Consider the following 17,646-nt stretch of genomic DNA (forward strand, 5'->3'; position numbering starts at 1 on the left):
TATCATCGGCACATTGTTAGCGAGCTTCCATCCTGCCCCAAATGCTGATTCAGCGTCGGCATGACGCCGATACGACCTGACTGACTTCGAGTGGCGCGTGATCGAGCCGCTGCTGCCGAACAAGCCGCTAGGCCTGCCGCGGATTGATGATCGCCGCGTGCTAAACGGCATCTTCCGGGTGCTGCGATCTGGCGCGCCTTGGTGTGACCTACCCGAGCGCTATGGGCCACGCACCACCTGCTACAACCGCTTCGTGCGATGGCGAAAAGCGGCCGGCGCCGATGCGACCGACGACCAGAATGTCGACCAGTTCATCCGCCGCCTCACCTTCAGCGTGCTGGTCGGCAATGGCGACATGCACTTCAAAAGCTGGTCGCTCATCCTCACCATCGCCATCAGCTTTCAGGGTGACCGCGAATCCTCAACGTCGTCAGCCACAGCGTAGCGCATCGCTGAAATAGGCCTTTGACATGATCCCGCTCGGCGGCTGACAAAATTTGCACCGTTACATACGGTATTCCGCATAAGACTATTTTATTCGTTTTTTCGTATCACCTTGTTAAATTCGAAAAACCGTATATACGCGTCGCACACGAAACATCGTATGAGAGCATATGCGCACTGTCATTCGATCGGCCAAAACCCTTGGTTCCGCGCTCCGAGAAGCGCGTCGCGCGGCAGGCCTGACGCAACTGGAGCTCGGCCAGAAAACCAGCCTTCGACAAGCCACGATTTCGAGCCTTGAGAATGGCGAAGGCGGCACGCTCGACTCTCTCTTCAAGGTCGTGACCGAGCTCAAGCTCGAAATGCGCTTGGAAACGCGATCCACGTCCCCAGCTGATTTGGACGAGATCTTCTGATGGCCAAGCGCCGATCCTCGACGCTATCCATCCTGCTCAATGGCCGTCTGCTCGGCTGGCTCAACCGGGCCGCCAATGGCGCAATCGACTTCCGCTATGCGCCAGACTGGCTCGCCTGGGAATTTGCAATACCCGTCTCGCTCTCGCTGCCGCTCAGTGACAAGCGCTATACGGGCGCGGCGGTATCGGCTGTGTTCGACAATCTGCTGCCGGACAATGACAGCATCCGCCGGCGGATCGCCGAGCGGATCGGCGCCGACGGGACCGACGCCTACAGCCTGCTGTCAATCGTCGGACGAGACTGTGTCGGTGCGCTTCAGTTCCTGGAAACCGGCAAAGAAGAAGCCCTGCCCAAGGCCGTCCAGGCCGAACCGGTAAGCGATGACGACATCGCACATATTCTGGCCAATCTGGCCGCCGCTCCGCTGGGACTGGAGCCCGACGATCCCTTTCGAATCTCGATCGCCGGCGCGCAGGAGAAGACCGCACTGCTTTGGTGGGAGGAGCGATGGCAAAAGCCGATCAGCACGACGCCGACCACCCACATCTTCAAGCCGCAGATCGGTCAACTGCCCAACGGCATCGACCTTTCAAACAGTGTCGACAACGAGCATTTCTGCCTTACCCTGCTGGGCGAGCTCGGTCTTCCGGTCGCATCGACCCGGATGGCCGCATTTGGCGACCGCAAGGTTCTGATCGTCGAGCGCTTCGACCGGCAACACGGGCGGGGCGGGCGCTTGCTACGCCGTCCTCAGGAAGATGTCTGTCAGGCCCTCTCCGTTCCGCCTACCCGGAAATATGAGGATCATGGCGGGCCGGGCGTCCTACAGATCATGAAACTGCTCGCGGCAAGTGACACGCCCGACCGTGATCGCCGTAATTTCATGAAGGCGATGATCGCATTCTGGCTGATCGGCGCGACCGATGGGCACGCCAAAAATTTCAGCATCTTCCTGATGCCGGGCGGTCGCTTCACCACAACGCCGCTTTACGACGTGCTCTCGGTGGATCCTAGCTTGGCCGCGCAACAGATCAATCAGAAGCAGATGCGGCTCGCAATGGCGATCGGAGACAAGCGGCGCTACCGGATCACGGAGATCGCCCCCCGGCATTTCGTGCAAAGCGCGATCCGCGCCGAGTATGATGTACGCGAGATGATGGCGATCTTCGATGAACTCCGCGGCGGAGGGGAAGCCGCATTGGAGCGTGCAGTGGCGGCGATGCCGACCGGCACTTCCGACGCCGTCACTGGCCCGATCGGCGATGCCTTCCGCTCGCGCCTACGAAAGATCGATCTTTTGTAAGCGGGCGTCATCCTGTGGATTACTTCGCCAGACGAGACCGGCGACGTCGATAGGTGTGACTGGGCCGACTGCGAGGGGTGAGCCGATAGCGTGCCCCTTTCTGCTCACCGGTCCACATGAAACCGCCACGCCGGACCAGAGCAGCGAGATCACGCGTCGCCGTTGCCGTCGAAGCGCCGGTGACGGCCTAGGACACGTTCAAAAAGTCGCCGTCCGAGCTCAAACGCGTTTGCGAACGAAGCTGTGTATGCTAGTGTGACTTCTGGCGAGGGTTCGTTGGAATTCCCGCTTTGAAACCAAGCCTTTGCGGAGCGATCAAGCCTCCTCTTCTGGGCACCACTTCCCCCCTCACGGGCGGAAACCCTGGATTTCCTGAGTTTTTGGCGGCCGGTGGCACATAATCCTGTCACATACGAGGTCGCACAAGAAGTGGCTCGGAAGTCCTATCTCATTCCCCGAAACGGGCGCTGGTACTATAACCGGGCCTTTCCGAAAGACTTGTGGCCTGTGGTCGGCCGCAAGCCGTTCCGCATCGCACTGGGCACGTCGTCGCTCGATGAAGCGCAGCGGCAGCGCGGATTAGCGGAGCAGCGGTATTGGGCTGCAGTGGACCAAGCGCGGCAGAAGCTGGAAGCGGTGCAACCCCGCCAGCTATCGGAAAACGAGGCCGTAGCAATCGTGTCGCGTTGGTTCGCCCAGCGGAACCGCGAGCTTGATCACGACCACTTGCATTCCCCGACGCCAGCCGAAGCGTGGGAGGAGGCGGTCACGGGCAACGTGTTCACCGTGTCCAACACCACGGAGCGGCTCGGCAGAAACCAGATAGACGACTTCGCGCCATTGGCAGCGCGCGTGTTGGAGGCGGAAGGGATCGTGGTCAACACGACATCCCGCGCCTACCGGACATTGTTGCAGCTGCTGGTGCGGGCGAACAAGGAACTGGCAGCAATCGACCTCGCTCGCCTCAAGGGCGACTTTGGCTACAAGCCAAGCGATCCGATGATGCTCGCGGTATTGGACGCTCCAGCGACCCGCAAGCACACCATCGCCGACCTTATCCGCGAGTATCAGGCCTCCAAGGAGCAAAAGCGCCGGTGGAGCCAATCCACCATCACGGCGCACAAGCCCGTGTACAGGCTCCTGCGAGAGACCTTCGGGGACACCCGCGAGTTGCGGACCATCGGCCGCGAGGATGTGTCCGTCGTCAGGACATTTGGCGAGATGGGGGCGTAAATTAGCGGAGAGCGGGCCTCGTCTTGGGGTTAATGTTAGGCGGCGAGCTTGCGATCGCTGTAGCTCGCCTCGAATGGCGTGCGTGGTCTTGGCGCTGCCTTGAAGAATCTGGCCCATAGCTCCCTCAGCTGCGATGGCGATAAATCTACACCATCACATGCTGGGACCAAACGCCTAATTCGGGTGTGAGCCGCGGTTCACACCCAGCTCCATCGCTGCCAGACAACCGAGCGGCGACGACCCGTGACGGGCAGCCCCACGCCCTTCACCTGCGCGGGACCGCGTCAGGCGGCGGGCGCGCGCGCCCTCGCGACATCTCCCGGTGCTCCCCTATCATGTTCGTGATGAACCGCGGCAACGTGCCGGCGGATGCCGCCGCGACCGCAAACGGCGTGTAAGGAAGCGAGGATGTCTATGCCCATGCCCCCCGCCCCCTTCTCACTTGACGGCAAACTGGCGCTGGTTACCGGCAGCGGCCTTGTGCCGCAGGCGATCGCCACATTGTTCCGGGATGCCGGCGCTGCGGTCGTGCACGCTGCCGAGCCGGTGCTGGACGAGCCCTCGGTCGCTGCCCTGTTCGAACCGCTCGACGCCCTCGACGTTCTGGTGAACGGCTCGGTCCGCGCCGGTCCGTGGCCGATAGAGCGCCTCGATCTTTCCGAATGGGATCGCGTCCATGCGGTCAATGTGCGCGGCGCCTTCCTGCTGATGCGTGCGGCGGTTCGCGTCATGCGCACGCATGGTCGCGGCGGGCGGCTGATCAACCTCTCCACCATCGGCGCGGTACATCCGGTCCTGCACGGCAACTTCGCCTATGGTTCGTCGCGCGCGGGAACCAATGCTCTCACGCGCCAGTTCGCGCTTGATTTTGCCGCAGACAATATCCTCTCTAACGCGATCCTGGTGGGCGCCATCCGCTCCGATCCGTTCCCGCAAGGCTGCCCGATGCCGCCGACCGGCCCGGGCATGCATCCGGAACGATTGCCGCTCGGTCAGGGCAAGCCCGAAGATGTCGCGCCGCTGGCGCTGCTGCTGGCATCCGATGCCGGTCGATACATCAACGGCCAGGCGATCGCCGTCGATGGCGGCTTTTCGATCGCGTGATGCCCCGGCCCACTTCAGAAAGGAACGATTCCATGGGACCAGAAAGCGCCTTCCGCCTGGATGGCAGGACCGCCATCGTGACCGGCGCGGGATCCGGGATCGGACGCGCGACGGCAACGCTGTTCAGCGAGGTGGGCGCCCGCGTGCTGTTCGCCGATATCGACGAGGATGCCGTGCGTGCGGCCGCGCAGGCTGTCGGCGGGGACTGGGCGGTGTGCGACATCGCCGACGAAGCGCAGGTCACAGCACTCTACGAACGCGCCGCCAGGCTGTTAGGGCCGCGGCTCGACGTGCTCGCCAATGTGGCGGCATATCGCCGCAAGGCGGACACGATGACGATGCCCGCGTCCGAATGGGACGCGATGCATGCCGTCACGGCCCGGGGCACCTTCCTGATGATGCGCGCGGCGATTCGCGTCATGCGCGAACAGCCGGACGGCGGCGCGATCGTCAACGTGTCGTCGGTCAGCGCCGTGCGACCGACGATCTTCAGCAACATGCACTATGATTCGGCCAAGGCGGGCGTCGATGCGATGACGCGGGCGGCCGCGATCGAGTTTGCGCCGCACCGCATCCGCGTCAATTCAGTCCAGCCCGGCGGCACCGCGAGCGACGGTTCCGCCCGCATGAAGACGGAACTGCCGCCAGCCGGGCCGATGGTGCAGCCCGGCCGCATGCCGCTGCGTCGCCTTTCCGAGCCGGTGGAGCAGGCCCGCGCCATCCTGTTCCTGGCGAGCCCGGCCGCCGCCTACATCACCGGCCAGCATCTGGCAGTCGATGGTGGCTATCTCGTCTCCTGACGACACACGACGGGTGGCCGTTCGCGGCAATATCGCCAAAACCGCGTGCAGCCCCTTTCCATCATGCACGTGATCAAGCGCAGCGAACGCAGGACGGATGTTGTCCGCGCGGCAGCCCGCCGTTACCCGACAACATGCACAATTCAGCGCTGTGGATGCAGCGACAACGCGGTGCGGCTGACAATCGAGACAGGACAGCGCGAGCGGGTTTGGCACTCGTTCGTCATCGGATGATCCGACGGCCAGAAAGGCCGCGGACGTTGGGAGAGGCAGAAAATGAAGAAATCTTTGATCGTTGCAACTTTGGCTACCGGCGTTTGCCTGTCGAGCGTGGCCCAGGCGCAGAATGCCTCGCAATCGGGCACGGTCGCGACGCAGCCCGCTTCTGGTCAGACCGGAGCGGTGCCGGCCCCGGAGCCTCAGGCCGCAGAAGAGCCGACCGATATCGTCGTCACCGCCCAGCGTCGGGAAGAGCGCCTTCAGAACGTTCCGATCTCGATCTCGGCGCTGGGTTCCGGGCAGCTCGAGACGCGCGGCGTACGATCCGTCGCGGATCTGGCGCGCGTGCCGATCAACAGCGTTTCCGTGCAGCCCTTTGCCGGCAATCCGCAGATCCTGGTGCTCGATCTGCGCGGCGTGACGACCTCGGACCCCGGCCAGGGGACGATTGAACCCGGCGTGGCGATCTATGAGGATGACGTCTATGTCAGCCGCGCGCAGGCGGCGGGCAACACGCTTTCCGATCCCGAACGCGTCGAGGTGCTCCGCGGGCCGCAGGGCACGCTGTTCGGCCGCAATGCCGAGGGAGGCGCCATTCGCATCGTCACCAAGCGTCCAACCGGTGTGTTTGGCGGCGATCTCCGCGTGTCGGCGGGCGAGTATGGCAATCGCCATTATATCGGCCATTTGAACCTGCCGGAATTCGCCGGCTTCTCGATCAAGATCGACGCGCTTCACGACGACGTCGACGGCTATGTGAAGAACGGCACCGCGCCCAATCCGCTTGTCGCGCACCAATATAATTTCGGTTATCAGAACAACACGGGCCTGCGCGGCGCGGTTCGCTTCAAGCCGAGCAGCAAGCTCACCTTCGACTATTCCTTCACTCACCTCATCACGCACGTCTCGAACGATTATTTTTCGTTGACGAACCCGGGCGCGCGCGCGCCGGCTTCCTATCCGCAGTTTCTGGCGCCCGTGCGTGGCACAACGGAACCCGACCTGCACAGCTTCAACGGCACATCCTGGACCGGGCTCTATCAGGACGTCTATCGCACCACGACGGACGCGCATGCCTTCACCGCGCAATATGACGTCACCAACAGCTTGAAGCTGAAGGCGATCACCGGATATCGCCAGCTGAACTTCGGCGGCTCCAACAATCTGGACGGTGCCTTTGCGTTTGTGAACAGCCCGTTCCTCATCCCTGCAGGATCGACGGTCGCCTCGCTGAACATTCAGCCGGTCTATGCCAACCAGTCGCTCGGCGTTCCGGGAACGACGCCGGTATATGCGATCAGCGGATCCAATCCCGTCGTCAACAGCGTCCGTTCGCGCGCGTTCAGCCAGGAACTTCAGCTGATCGGGTCAACTGAGACGCTGCAATATCAGTTCGGTGCCTATTATTATCATGAAAACGTGTTCGACGCCCGTCAGAACGCGTTCACCATCCTCTACACCAATCCCAGCTACACCAGCTTCGTCTCGCTCAACCCGTTCCAACTACGCGGTCCGGCAGCCGCCGCCGCGCTGGGAACGGGCGGCATCACGCAGATCACGGCAGAGGCACGGACGCTGGCAGGCTATGGCCAGCTGACTTGGTCGCCGAGATTCGCCAACGGGCGACTGCACCTGACCGGCGGCCTGCGCTACACGGACGACAAGAAGGATTTCCTGCGCTCGCTAAACAACGGTGCGCCGGTGAACAACATCGGCACGCCGTTCCGCGCGACGCGCTTCGATCCCATGGGCACCATCGCCTTCGACCTGACGACGGACATCAACGTCTATGGGCGGTACGCGACCGGGTACAAGGCGGGGGGCGTCAGCGTTCGCTCGCCCAATTTCCTTCCCTTCGGTCTGGAATCGGTGCGCGCCTACGAGCTCGGCTTCAAGAGTCAGTTCCTCGATCGGAAGCTGACGTTCAACACGGCGCTGTTCCAGAACGACATCCTCAACCGTCAGCTTAACTTCCAACCCAATCCGCTGGCGGCGCCGTCGGTAGTCGATACGGTGAACACCCCGGGCACTACCCGCGTCCGCGGCGTCGAGGTCGAGTTCGGCATCCGGCCGAACCGCGACCTCTCGGTCAGCCTCAACGGCGCCTACACGACGTTCAAATTGCCCGCCGAACTGCTGGCCGCGAACGCCGCGCTCCCGGCATCGGCGCGCGGCATCTACACCGTGCAGAACACCCCTGAGCTCCAGGCCAGCACGTCCATCGACTGGACGATGCTGCGCACGGACGACAACATCACGCTGAACGCGCATGTCGACTATGCGTTCGCCGACAGCGTCCGCGGCACCGGGCGGATCGCCCTCACCCAATATGTCTGGCCGCTGGAGCGCCACCAGGGCAATGCCCGTCTCACGCTGGACGGGATCAAGCTGGGCCAGACCGACGTGCGCATCTCGGCCTATGTGAACAACTTCGCCAACGAGATCTATCCGATCTACTCGGCTCCCAGCGGCAACTACATCCAGAACCAGCCGCGCCAGTTCGGTGCGGAACTGGGGGTTCGCTTCTGAGCGGCTGACGCTACCTACCCGATGGGGCGGCGGGAATGCCGCCCCCTGCGATCGCTAACGCCGTTCGGCGCACGGACGCGGCTTGGGCCGCCCCCCGATCGGGGGGCGGCCAATGCGTTAGAGGACGCCCTGCCGCCGCGCTGCCGCGCTCGCCGCTGTGAACTCCTCGTACACCGTGTGCGGCTCGTGCGTGATGGTCGCGTCGCAGATCTGCGCCCAATGGGCAGCGATGTCTTCCAGGCTCGGCGGTGCATCGGCCATCGGGGCCACCCAGCCGTCGCAGGCGGCTATCCGGACCTGGGCATACCGCCCGCTGTTCTGCGTGAAGATGCCGTGGGTATGCCCGCACTGTTCGCTGACGAGATACAGCGCCAGCGGGCTGTTATAGGCCGGCTCGGTGCGGCCTCCGGCTGCGGCGGCGCGGTCCATGTCGGCAACGGCCTTGGCGAAGGACGGAATCTCCAGGAAGCCCTTGTCCATCTCGGCCGCAAGCCGCGAGGCTGCGGTAGGCAGCAGCAGGTTCGAGGTGATGCCATGCGCCGCCCCCTCGATCGCTACGACATGGCTGAGCCCCATCAAGCCGCCCTTCGCCGAGGCGTAATTGGCCTGCCAGGCATGTCCGAACATCGCGGAGGCGGAGCCGGTGAACAGAAACCGGCCATAGCCGCGTTGCCGCATTGCGCGATACGCCGGCTGCGCGACGTAGAAGGCTCCCTTGAGATGCACGTCGAGGATCGCGTCGATCTGATCGTCGGTCAGATCCTCGAAGCGCGCGTTGCGCAGGAACCCGGCATTGTTGATGCAGATATCGACCGCGCCGAACGCGTCGAGCGCCGCCTCGACGATCGCTGCACCACCGGTGCGGGTGGCGACACTGTCATAGCTGGCGACGGCCTCGCCACCGGCCGCACGGATTTCCGCAACCACCTGATCGGCAGGTGCGCCCGACGCCCCCTGCCCACTTCCCGTACCGCCGAGATCGTTGACCACCAGCTTGGCGCCCCGCCGGGCGAGCTCCAGCGCATATTCGCGCCCAAGGCCGTTGCCGGCCCCCGTGACGATCGCCACGCGCCCTTCGAAACCAATGCGTTCGCTCACCTTTTCCTCCACCGCTGACGTTCCGGGCGGAACCGCCGGGCGCGCGATCTCGCCACGCCCGGGGAATTGCGCCATGCCGAACCGGGCGATCGGTGTAGCGGCGCGGTCCGCCAAACCAAGCGAGGGGCGGCGCCCGATCACACACGTGATCATCGGCGCGCAGCTGCCACGCCCGGCTCGCGCGGCGGCAGGGGCAGGCGCATATCTGATGCTGGCCGGAGGGTTGGCGTTCCGGATACAAGTCACTGCGAAACAAAAGAAAATCGTGGATGACATCACTTCGTGGAGAGGAGCCTGCCCGCCATGCCCAACGACTATCCTTCGCCATTCCGCGCCTGGTGGACGCTCGCCACGCTCGTCGTGCTGTACATCGCCTCGATGCTTGATCGGCAGATCATCGCGCTGCTGATCGGCCCGATCAAGACATCGCTGAAGGTCAGCGATTTCGAGGTGAGCCTGGTCTATGGCCTCGCCTTCGCAGTGTTTTTCTGCCTTGCGGCATTGCCGATCGGCTGGGCGATCGACCGGTTCCCGCGCCGCCCGCTGGTATTCGCCGGCGTCGTCTTCTGGTCGATCGCGACCGCATGCTGCGGGCTGGCGACGCAATATTGGCATCTGGCCGTCTCGCGCTTCGCGGTCGGCGCGGGTGAGGCGGTGCTCTCCCCGGCAGCCTATTCGCTGTTGGCGGATTCGATGCCTAAGAAGCGGCTGGGCCTCGCGCTCGGTATCTTCGGCCTGGGCGGCGCGCTCGGTACGGGCCTGGCGCTGGGACTGGGCGGCTACCTCCTCTCCAAGGTACCCCTGCACGGAATCGAGACGCAATTGGGCCATTTCGAGCCTTGGCAGATCACCTTCGTGGTGGTGGCGATCCCCGCCCTGCTGCTCGCGCCGCTGATCTTCACCTTTCCCGAACCGCGGCGGCGCGACCGGCTGGCAACCGCGAAGCCGACGATCGGCGCCACGCTGCGCTTCCTGCGGGCGCGGGGAAGCTTTTTCGGCCGGTTCTTCGTCGGCAATGGTGCGCTGGTGCTGTGCAGCTATGCCTTCGCCGCCTGGGCACCGACGTTCCTGGTACGCCGCCATGGTCTTGACATGCCGACGGCGAGCCATTGGGTCGCCGGCTGTTCGATCGTCGCGGTGCCGTGCGGGCTGCTGCTGCTCGGGCATATCGCCGATCGAATGTTCGCACGCGGCCAGCGCGACGCGCACATGAAGCTTTTCAGCGTCATCGGCCTCCTCCTCGCGGGCCTGGGCGTACTGATGGCGGCAACCAGCAGCTTCGCGACCGCGATGGTCGCAATGTTCCTGATCTTCATGGCAAGCGGCGTGGCGGCGATCGCGGCGGCACTGCCGCTCACGACGCCGAACCAGTTTCGCGGGCAGGTCTCGTCGGTCTACCTGCTCGTGACGAACCTGCTCGGTGCCGGACTGGGGCCCTCGATGACCGCCCTGTTCACCGACTTCTATTTCAAGGAGGACGCGATGGTCGGGTGGAGCATCGCAGCGGTGCTGACGGTCTTCGGCCCGCTCTCGTCGCTGTTGCTGTTCAGCGCCCGGCGGCCGATGCTGCGCGCGATCGATGCCGCCGACGCATGGGCCGAGCATCCTGCAGTTCCTCCAACGAGCGACTAGGGCGGAGGATGGGGCGGAGAGGTGTCAGGCGAGCAGCACCGCGCGCAGCGTCTCGCGACGTCCGCAATCCCACCCCGCTGCGGCGAAATAGGAGTCGATCGCGCCGTAGCGATCGCGGATCACCGCGAAGCTGGCATCGAGATACTGCGCGTCGACGCCGGTGAGCGCCGCCACCGCGCGGTCGGAGGGTAATGCGCCGAGCCTCGCCGCGAGCAGATCGCGCGTAAAGCAGACCACCCTCAGGTTTCGCCGCCGGCCGCTCTCCAGATAATCCGCGACGATTTCCCCGTGCTCAATCCCGATCGCGGCGAGCAGCAGCGCGATGACGACACCGGTGCGATCCTTGCCGGCACTGCAATGCACAAGCGTCGCCCCCCGCCCCGCGGCGATCGTCGTGAACAGCCGATCGAGATGCGGCAGCACCGCGAGGGGAAGTGCCGCATAGGTCGCCAGCATCATGGCACGCCCGCCCTCGTCCGGATTCTCGACGAGTGCGCGCCAGTGATCGCCGGCATGACGGACATCGGCGACGAGATCGATCGCCTCGATCGAGGCGCCCTGCGCGCGCCACCAGTCGTTGGGCGCAGCGTCCCGCTCCCCCGGGCCGCGCAGATCGAATACCGCGCCGATGCCGAGTGCTGCCAGGATCGCGGCATCCTCGCCACGGGGCGCAGGGAGCGCTTCGGAGCGATAGACCAGGCCTTCGCGGACCAGGCGGCCGTCCGGGGCGCGAATGCCGCCGATCGAGCGCAGATTGGGGAAGGTCTCACAGATCATCGTAGGCACCGTGATCGATCGCCGCGAGCGCGAAGCGCGGCGCCACCGCGGCGTTGTTGGCCTCGGCCTGGAACGCCACCGGATTGGTGAGCCACACAAACAGGCCATAGGCGAGATGCACGCGGAAAGCCTCCATGGCCGCCGCATGATCGGGCACGCCGCGCACGCCCTGCGCCGCCAACCGCTCCAGATAGAAGGCCATCAACGCGTCGATCCATGCTCGACGATCCAGCATGTCGAGCGCCGAGACGAGGAAATAGGTCACGTCATGCGCCCAATGGCCGCGCGACCATGTCTGCCAGTCGAGCACGCCCGGCCGGCCCTGGCCATCGTGGTACAGATTGCCGAGGTGGAAATCGCCATGGACCATGCACCAGGGCGCTTCGCGGCCCAGCCGATTGGCGCGCTCCAGCGCGGCACGCATGCGCCCGCTATCGTGGAAGATGCGCGGCAGCGCGCGTCCGCGCGGCAGGTCCAGATACTGGGCGAACACCGCCTCTTCGAGTTGCCCCTGCGCATAGGCGCCGCGCGGCAGCGCCGGCAGCGCTTCCCAATGGTTGATCCCGTCGAATTGCCCGCCCGGTTTCAACGCGGCCGAGTCCCAGAACCGGGCGTGGAGCCGGGCGAGCACGTCGAGATAGCCCTTCGCCGCGTCAAAGCCGATCGGCCGCTCCACGCGCTGGAAGCGCGTACCGCTGCAGTCGAGATCCTCGAGCACGCAGAGATATTGCCGCTGCCCGGGATCCTCGCCCGTCGCGAGGCAGCGGGGAACCCGGACATCGAGCAAGGGCGCAACCTCGCGGAAGAAACGCGCCTCGTGCGCGTAGATATAGTTCATCTTCAGCCGGTGGGCGGAGAAGCCGCCCTTGACAATCACGCTCGTCGGCCTGCCCGCAGGATCCTCCCATTCGAGCCGCACTCGCGCCTTGGTGGCGGTGCCGTTCATCGACTCGCACGGCGTCGCACGGCGCAGGCCCGCAAGGCCGCGCTGCGCGAGCAGGTCTGCGAGCCAGCCCGCAGTCAGTGCGTCGATCGTCGTGGGAACAGGCTGCGGCCCGATCGCCTCCAGGCCTTCGCCGGGCAAGGTGAAATAGGACGGTTCTTCCACTATTTCGGTCATGTCGAACCAGCCTTCCTGTTCGCGCGGGGGCAGGTCCGACGCGCATCGACGGACCTCCGCAGCAATGTGCCGCGCAACGGCAGGCCCGGCCATCGGGTCGGCGGGTTTCATCACGGTTGTGCGCAATGCCGCGCCCCGGCGCTTCGCCTTGTCGGCCCCCTCCGGCAGTGGCAGCCCTAGTGCATGCCCGCTGATCCACCCCCCATTTCCCTGCGCGGAGATCCCACCGCAGCCTTGCCGCTTCCGCTGACGCCGGCGGCGATCGATGCCGCCTGGCTGAGCCGGGCGCTTGCGACCAACATTCCCGGACTGGTCGTGCGCCGCGCCGAGGTGCGCGACGTGATGCTCGGCACCTCGACCAAGATCCGCGTGGAAGTCGAATATCGCGACCCGGCGCATGCGCGCACGCTGCCATCGCGCCTGATCGTGAAGGGCGGCTTCGAGGCGCACAGCCCGATCCTGGCCGCCATGTACCTGAACGAGGTCCGTTCCTATCGCGATGTAGCGCCGCTCGTCGAACTGCGCACGCCCCGCGCCTTCTTCGCCGCGAGCGATCCGTCGAGCCACCAGTCGATCGTGATCATGGAGGATCTCGTCCAGCGGGGCGTCACCTTCTGTTCGCCGCTGCGTCCCCAATCGTTCGAGACGACGGCGGCGCGCCTGCGCGCGCTGGCGCGCTACCACGCGCGCAGCTGGAACGCCGCCGACTTTGCTGCCGGCGGCTGCTGGGACTGGGTGCGCGATCGCTTCTCGAGCCATAGCGCGGCCTATCAGGCGCGCTATCTCGAACCGGACATATGGACAGAATATGTAGGCCTGCCGCGCGGCGCGGCCGCGTCGGCATCGCTGCACGACCGCGAATGGATGCAGCTGGCGCTGGCACGGCTGGGCGAACTCGATCGGGCCGCCGACCGCTGCATCCTCCACGGCGACACGCATCTGGGGAACCTCTATGTCGATACCGACGGCACGCCGGGCTTTCTCGACATGCAGGTCGCCAAAGGGAATTGGTCGCTCGAAATCGCCTATCACATCGCGGTTTCGCTCGATCTGGCCGATCGCAGGCGCTGGGAAGGCGCGCTGCTCGCAACCTATCTCGCGGCGCTGCGCAATGCGGGCGTCGCGGCCCCGGATTTCGACGCGGCATGGCAGGCCTATGTGCGGGCGCTGGCCTATGGCTATTTCATCTTCCTGATCAACGAAGTTCGCTTCCAGACCGAAGCCGTGAACACGGCGAGCGTCGCCCGCTTCTCGGCTGCCATGATCGACCATGGCACCAAGCAGGCCCTGTGCTGAGCCCCCACCAACAGTATCGAATATGTGCTGATGCTGGGCACGCTCTGGCACGCGGCGCGGCAGCAACTACCGTAGGGGTCCTGCACCACACGGCATCCGTCGCAACCGAAAGGGGCTTCAGGTTGGAACGCGTTCGATCGACACCGCGATGTTCTAGCAAAGGGATGCGCGGCGTCCGCCGTGCGTGGGGCGCGGGGCGATGAGCGAAGCTGTGCGCGCGCACTATTTCACCTCGCAGCGGCTTCGCCTTCACTATGCGGAATGGGGCTCACCGGACAAGCCGCCGCTGCTCCTCGTCCACGGATCGCGCGACCATTGCCGGGCCTGGGACTGGACGGCCGAACGCCTCGCCGCCGACTGGCACATCCTCGCGCCGGATGCGCGCGGCCATGGCGACAGCGACTGGGCATTGGACGGCGTCTACACCAGCGCAGCCTATATCTACGATCTCGCCGAGCTGGTTCGGCTTCGCTGCACGGCGCCGGTCACGATCGTCGCGCATTCGGCCGGCGGCAGCATATCAGCGGGCTTTGCGGCGCTCTATCCGGAGCGCATGCGCAAGCTGGTGCTGATCGACGGACTCGGCATCTCGCCCGAGTCCGGCCTGACCACGAGCCATACCAACCTCGTCCGGCGCCAGCTACCCGCCGACGAGGAACTCCGCAGTTGGATCGACGCGCGGCGCAGCTTCGCGGAGAAGGCGCCACGCCGCTATCCGTCCGTCGATGCCGCTGCCGAGCGCTTGCTGCGCGAAAACGCCTTTCTGCGCATCGAGCAGGCGCTGCACCTCACCACGCATGGCCTGCGCCGCACCGAGGACGGCGGCTTCGTGTGGAAGTTCGACAATCTGGTGCGGCTCGCGCATCCCCAGGACCGCCGCGACGACGCTTTTCTGCTGATGCTCAGCAAGATCGCCTGTCCCACGCTGCTGCTATGGGGTTCGGCGAGCTACACGCCCGATCCCCGGCACGACATCCGGGCACATGCCGTCCGCGATGCCCGCATCGAGGTTCTGGAAGGCGCAAGCCATTGGCTCCACCATGACGGCTTCGACTGGTTCATGGCGCAGTTGAAGGCGTTTCTCTGAAAGTCCGTTCAGCGCTTCCCGCCGCACACTTCGAGATTGACGCCCGTCACCATCGCCGCGCGGTCGGAACACAGGAACACCACCGCCTCGGCGATTTCCCGCGGCTGCACCGCGCGGCGGATGAGCTGGCCCTGCGCCGCGATGTCGGCCTGCTGCTCGATTGTGAACATGGTGGCGACGATCGCCGTGGCGGTAAGGCCGGGCGAGACGCTGTTGACGCGGACCCCGTCGGCGGCATGGGCATGTGCCGCATAGTGGGTGAGATGCACGACACCGGCCTTGGCCGCCGAATAGGCCGGCGAGGCGCCCGCCGAATAGCGCACGCCCGCCATCGACGCGGTGTTGACGATGGCGCCCCCGCCGGCCGCGATCATCGCGGGGATCTGGTGCTTCATCCCGAGCCAGGTCGAGGTCAACGACAGCGCGATCGTGCGGTCCCAGTCTTCCCGGGACTGGTCGACCACAGAAACCCCGGTGCTGCCGACGCCGACATTGTTGTGTGCGCAATCGAGCCGCCCGAAGCTTTCCAGCGTGTGCCGCACCAGCGCGGCGACCTGGGCTTCGTCGGTTGCATCCGCCGGGAAGAACGCTGCCCGCCCGCCCGCCGCGACGATCTCGCGCGCGACGTCGCTGCCGGCTGCGGCGATATCGCTCAGCATCACCGCCGCGCCGTCCTCGGCGAGCGCGATCGCCGACGCCCGGCCGATCCCCGATGCAGCGCCAGTCACCAGCGCGACGCGCCCGTCGAGCCGCTTCATCGGCGCCCACCCGCGGGCGGCGATGCCGGGTGTCCGGCGAAGCGGTCGGCGCGCGTGGCGCTTTGCATGGGAAGGAAAAGCGATTGTACCATCGCACAACCGCTACCGCCGGCCCTCCCGCGACGCGAGCGACACGGCCATCGCTTTGTCGCTCATCACATATGCGACGGCTAAGAGCTTGATCGGTATCGACGTTGCCGCGTGCCAGCCGTGCTGCCATCCTTCCCGCCATGCATTCGACCCAGGAAAAGTCGGCACTGCTGCTGACATCGGGCTGCGCGATCGCCTGGCTGGAAAGCGCCTTGCAGGCGGCCGGTTGGCGCGTCCACAGCCCCGCGTCCGATTTCGGCGACCGGGCGCAGCTCGAACGCGACGCCCGCCGGCTACTGGGCGAGAACGCCCCCGATCTCGTCCTGCACTGCCATTTGCCGGAGGACGCCGCCGCGATACCGCTGCGCGACACCGGCACGACGCAATGGCGGCATGGCTGCGAGGCGCCGCTGCGTCGAACCCTGATCTCGCTGCAGGTTGCGCATGCGCTGCTGGGGAACCGGGGGGCGATCATCGGCCTGGGACCGGCGTTCCCGCTCAACGGCGTAGCCGGCCTCGCCGCGCTGGGCGCCGCGGTGGAAGGTCAGCGCACGCTGGTCAAGGCGGCCGCGCGGCAATGGATCGGAAGCGAGATTGCGATCAACTGGATCGCGCTGAAAGCGGAGCGCTTGCTCCCGCGGCTCGCCGACGTCCCGCAACTCGGCCGCCTGGATATCGGTGGCCATGGCCGCCGCCCGCCCGATGCGGCGAGGCTCGCCGCGCTGATCACGGCGCTGGCGGGCGCCCCCGGCCTGGCGCTGGCCGGGCAAACGCTGATCGCCGATGGCGGAGACTGGATGACACCATGACGGAACGGCTACTCGAAGGGCGCACCGCGCTGTTGACCGGCGTGGGATCCGGCCTGGGGCGCGGCCTCGCCACGAGCTTCGCGGCCGCCGGCGCCAAGGTCGCCCTCGTCGCGCGCAGCAGCGCCGTGCCGGAGGCACTCGTCCAGGAGATTCGCGCGGCCGGCGGCACCGCGGCGTTCCTGAAAGGGGACATCACCGATCCAGCGTCGATCGCCCAGGCGGTGGACGAGACGGTCGCGACCTTTGGCGGGATCGACATCGTCGTCCAGATCGCCGCGCATGGCCAATCGCATCTGTCCCGCCCGCTCGACGACATCACGCTCGACGAATGGGACCAGCATGTCGCGATCACGCTGTCCGGCTGCTACCAGGTCGCGCATGCCGCCTATCCCGCACTCAAGGCCAGCGGGCGCGGGCGCTTGATCGCGATCACCTCGGCCCATGGTCTCGCCGGCGATGCCAGCAACCCGATCTACGCATCGCTCAAGGGCGCGATCCGCGGCTTCGCCAAGGCGCTGGCCAAGGAGTGGGGCGACGACGGGATCGCCGTGAACCTCTTCTCCCCCTCGAGCGAGAGCGAGTCGAGCAAGGCCTATTTCGCGTTGCATCCCGAAGCCTGGGAGGCGCTCCGCGCCGCCTTTCCGATGCGCCGGATGGGCGATCCGGCAATCGACATCGCACCGGCAATCGTCGCGCTGGCCGGCGAGCAGTTCCGCTTCGTCTCCGGCCAGACGATCCCGATCGACGGCGGCTTCTACACCACGCTGTAGCGCGGCAGAACGCGCTCATACCAACCTGCACGGATAAGAACCTATCTTCGTCCTCCACATCGTCACCCCGGCGAAAGCCGGGGTCCATTGCGGTCTCGCTATCGGCGTTTGCTGAGACCGAGAGGCGAATGGATCCCGGCTTTCGCCGGGATGACGGGGA

At 65.8% G+C, this 17,646-nt stretch carries 15 protein-coding genes and 2 pseudogenes; 12 read left to right on the plus strand and 5 right to left on the minus strand.

Annotated elements, in window-relative coordinates:
• Positions 1-76: 76 nt before the first annotated feature.
• The 4 genes and pseudogenes from ACT53M_RS06545 to ACT53M_RS06560 all read left to right on the plus strand — a co-directional run.
• Positions 77-298: pseudogene (locus ACT53M_RS06545) on the plus strand (transposase); the annotation flags it as partial.
• Positions 299-614: 316 nt separating this feature from the next.
• Positions 615-860, plus strand: a complete 246-nt coding sequence (locus ACT53M_RS06550; RefSeq protein ID WP_064310811.1) for a helix-turn-helix domain-containing protein — start codon at positions 615-617, stop codon at positions 858-860.
• Positions 860-2,164 carry a type II toxin-antitoxin system HipA family toxin gene (locus ACT53M_RS06555; protein ID WP_476232213.1) on the plus strand — a complete coding sequence of 435 codons (1,305 nt, stop codon included), beginning with the start codon at positions 860-862 and terminating at the stop codon, positions 2,162-2,164. The genes ACT53M_RS06550 and ACT53M_RS06555 overlap by 1 nt, the downstream gene beginning before the upstream one ends.
• Before the next feature lie 429 nt (positions 2,165-2,593).
• Complete coding sequence (locus ACT53M_RS06560) at positions 2,594-3,397, plus strand: DUF6538 domain-containing protein (RefSeq protein WP_476232405.1); 804 nt, start codon at positions 2,594-2,596, stop codon at positions 3,395-3,397.
• A gap of 15 nt (positions 3,398-3,412) precedes the next feature.
• On the opposite strand, the pseudogene ACT53M_RS06565 reads toward ACT53M_RS06560, so the two are convergent.
• Positions 3,413-3,514, minus strand: a pseudogene (locus tag ACT53M_RS06565) (IS481 family transposase); the annotation flags it as partial.
• Positions 3,515-3,805: 291 nt separating this feature from the next.
• On the opposite strand from ACT53M_RS06565, the gene ACT53M_RS06570 reads away from it, so the two are divergent.
• From ACT53M_RS06570 to ACT53M_RS06580, 3 genes are all read left to right on the plus strand, one after another.
• The gene (locus ACT53M_RS06570; protein WP_476232215.1) at positions 3,806-4,501 is read left to right on the plus strand and encodes an SDR family NAD(P)-dependent oxidoreductase; all 696 of its coding nucleotides are present in this window, start codon (positions 3,806-3,808) and stop codon (positions 4,499-4,501) included.
• Between the two features lie 32 nt (positions 4,502-4,533).
• Positions 4,534-5,301 carry an SDR family NAD(P)-dependent oxidoreductase gene (locus ACT53M_RS06575; RefSeq protein ID WP_476232216.1) on the plus strand — a complete coding sequence of 256 codons (768 nt, stop codon included), beginning with the start codon at positions 4,534-4,536 and terminating at the stop codon, positions 5,299-5,301.
• A 276-nt stretch (positions 5,302-5,577) separates the two neighbouring features.
• A complete protein-coding gene (locus ACT53M_RS06580; protein WP_476232217.1) occupies positions 5,578-8,049 on the plus strand; it encodes a TonB-dependent receptor in 2,472 nt (823 codons plus the stop codon).
• A 117-nt stretch (positions 8,050-8,166) separates the two neighbouring features.
• Here ACT53M_RS06580 and ACT53M_RS06585 read toward each other — a convergent pair whose 3' ends face one another.
• Positions 8,167-9,147, minus strand: coding sequence for an SDR family NAD(P)-dependent oxidoreductase (locus tag ACT53M_RS06585; protein ID WP_476232219.1), 981 nt, complete (start codon positions 9,145-9,147; stop codon positions 8,167-8,169).
• Positions 9,148-9,450: 303 nt separating this feature from the next.
• Between ACT53M_RS06585 and ACT53M_RS06590 the strand changes: the two genes are divergently transcribed.
• The gene (locus tag ACT53M_RS06590) at positions 9,451-10,779 is read left to right on the plus strand and encodes an MFS transporter (RefSeq protein ID WP_476232221.1); all 1,329 of its coding nucleotides are present in this window, start codon (positions 9,451-9,453) and stop codon (positions 10,777-10,779) included.
• Positions 10,780-10,803: 24 nt separating this feature from the next.
• On the opposite strand, the gene ACT53M_RS06595 is transcribed toward ACT53M_RS06590, so the two are convergent.
• Positions 10,804-11,556: a tyrosine-protein phosphatase gene (locus ACT53M_RS06595; protein ID WP_476232222.1), complete on the minus strand. Its 753-nt coding sequence runs from the start codon at positions 11,554-11,556 to the stop codon at positions 10,804-10,806.
• Positions 11,546-12,787: a phosphotransferase family protein gene (locus ACT53M_RS06600; protein WP_476232407.1), complete on the minus strand. Its 1,242-nt coding sequence runs from the start codon at positions 12,785-12,787 to the stop codon at positions 11,546-11,548. The genes ACT53M_RS06595 and ACT53M_RS06600 overlap by 11 nt, the downstream gene beginning before the upstream one ends.
• A 72-nt stretch (positions 12,788-12,859) precedes the next feature.
• On the opposite strand from ACT53M_RS06600, the gene ACT53M_RS06605 reads away from it, so the two are divergent.
• Both ACT53M_RS06605 and ACT53M_RS06610 read left to right on the plus strand, forming a co-directional pair.
• Entirely contained in the window at positions 12,860-13,972 is a 1,113-nt protein-coding gene (locus ACT53M_RS06605; protein WP_476232224.1) for a protein kinase family protein, read from the plus strand.
• 199 nt (positions 13,973-14,171) lie between these two features.
• Positions 14,172-15,059 (plus strand): alpha/beta fold hydrolase, encoded by an 888-nt coding sequence (locus ACT53M_RS06610; protein ID WP_476232226.1) that lies wholly within the window; start codon positions 14,172-14,174, stop codon positions 15,057-15,059.
• A gap of 8 nt (positions 15,060-15,067) precedes the next feature.
• Here the strand turns inward: ACT53M_RS06610 and ACT53M_RS06615 are convergent, their stop codons facing one another.
• Positions 15,068-15,817 carry an SDR family NAD(P)-dependent oxidoreductase gene (locus ACT53M_RS06615; RefSeq protein ID WP_476232227.1) on the minus strand — a complete coding sequence of 250 codons (750 nt, stop codon included), beginning with the start codon at positions 15,815-15,817 and terminating at the stop codon, positions 15,068-15,070.
• A gap of 230 nt (positions 15,818-16,047) precedes the next feature.
• Between ACT53M_RS06615 and ACT53M_RS06620 the strand changes: the two genes are divergently transcribed.
• The gene (locus ACT53M_RS06620) at positions 16,048-16,716 is read left to right on the plus strand and encodes a hypothetical protein (protein ID WP_476232228.1); all 669 of its coding nucleotides are present in this window, start codon (positions 16,048-16,050) and stop codon (positions 16,714-16,716) included.
• Positions 16,713-17,486 carry an SDR family NAD(P)-dependent oxidoreductase gene (locus ACT53M_RS06625; RefSeq protein ID WP_476232230.1) on the plus strand — a complete coding sequence of 258 codons (774 nt, stop codon included), beginning with the start codon at positions 16,713-16,715 and terminating at the stop codon, positions 17,484-17,486. The genes ACT53M_RS06620 and ACT53M_RS06625 overlap by 4 nt, the downstream gene beginning before the upstream one ends.
• Positions 17,487-17,646: the final 160 nt, after the last annotated feature.

Source organism: Sphingomonas sp. DMC6 (assembly GCF_056314225.1).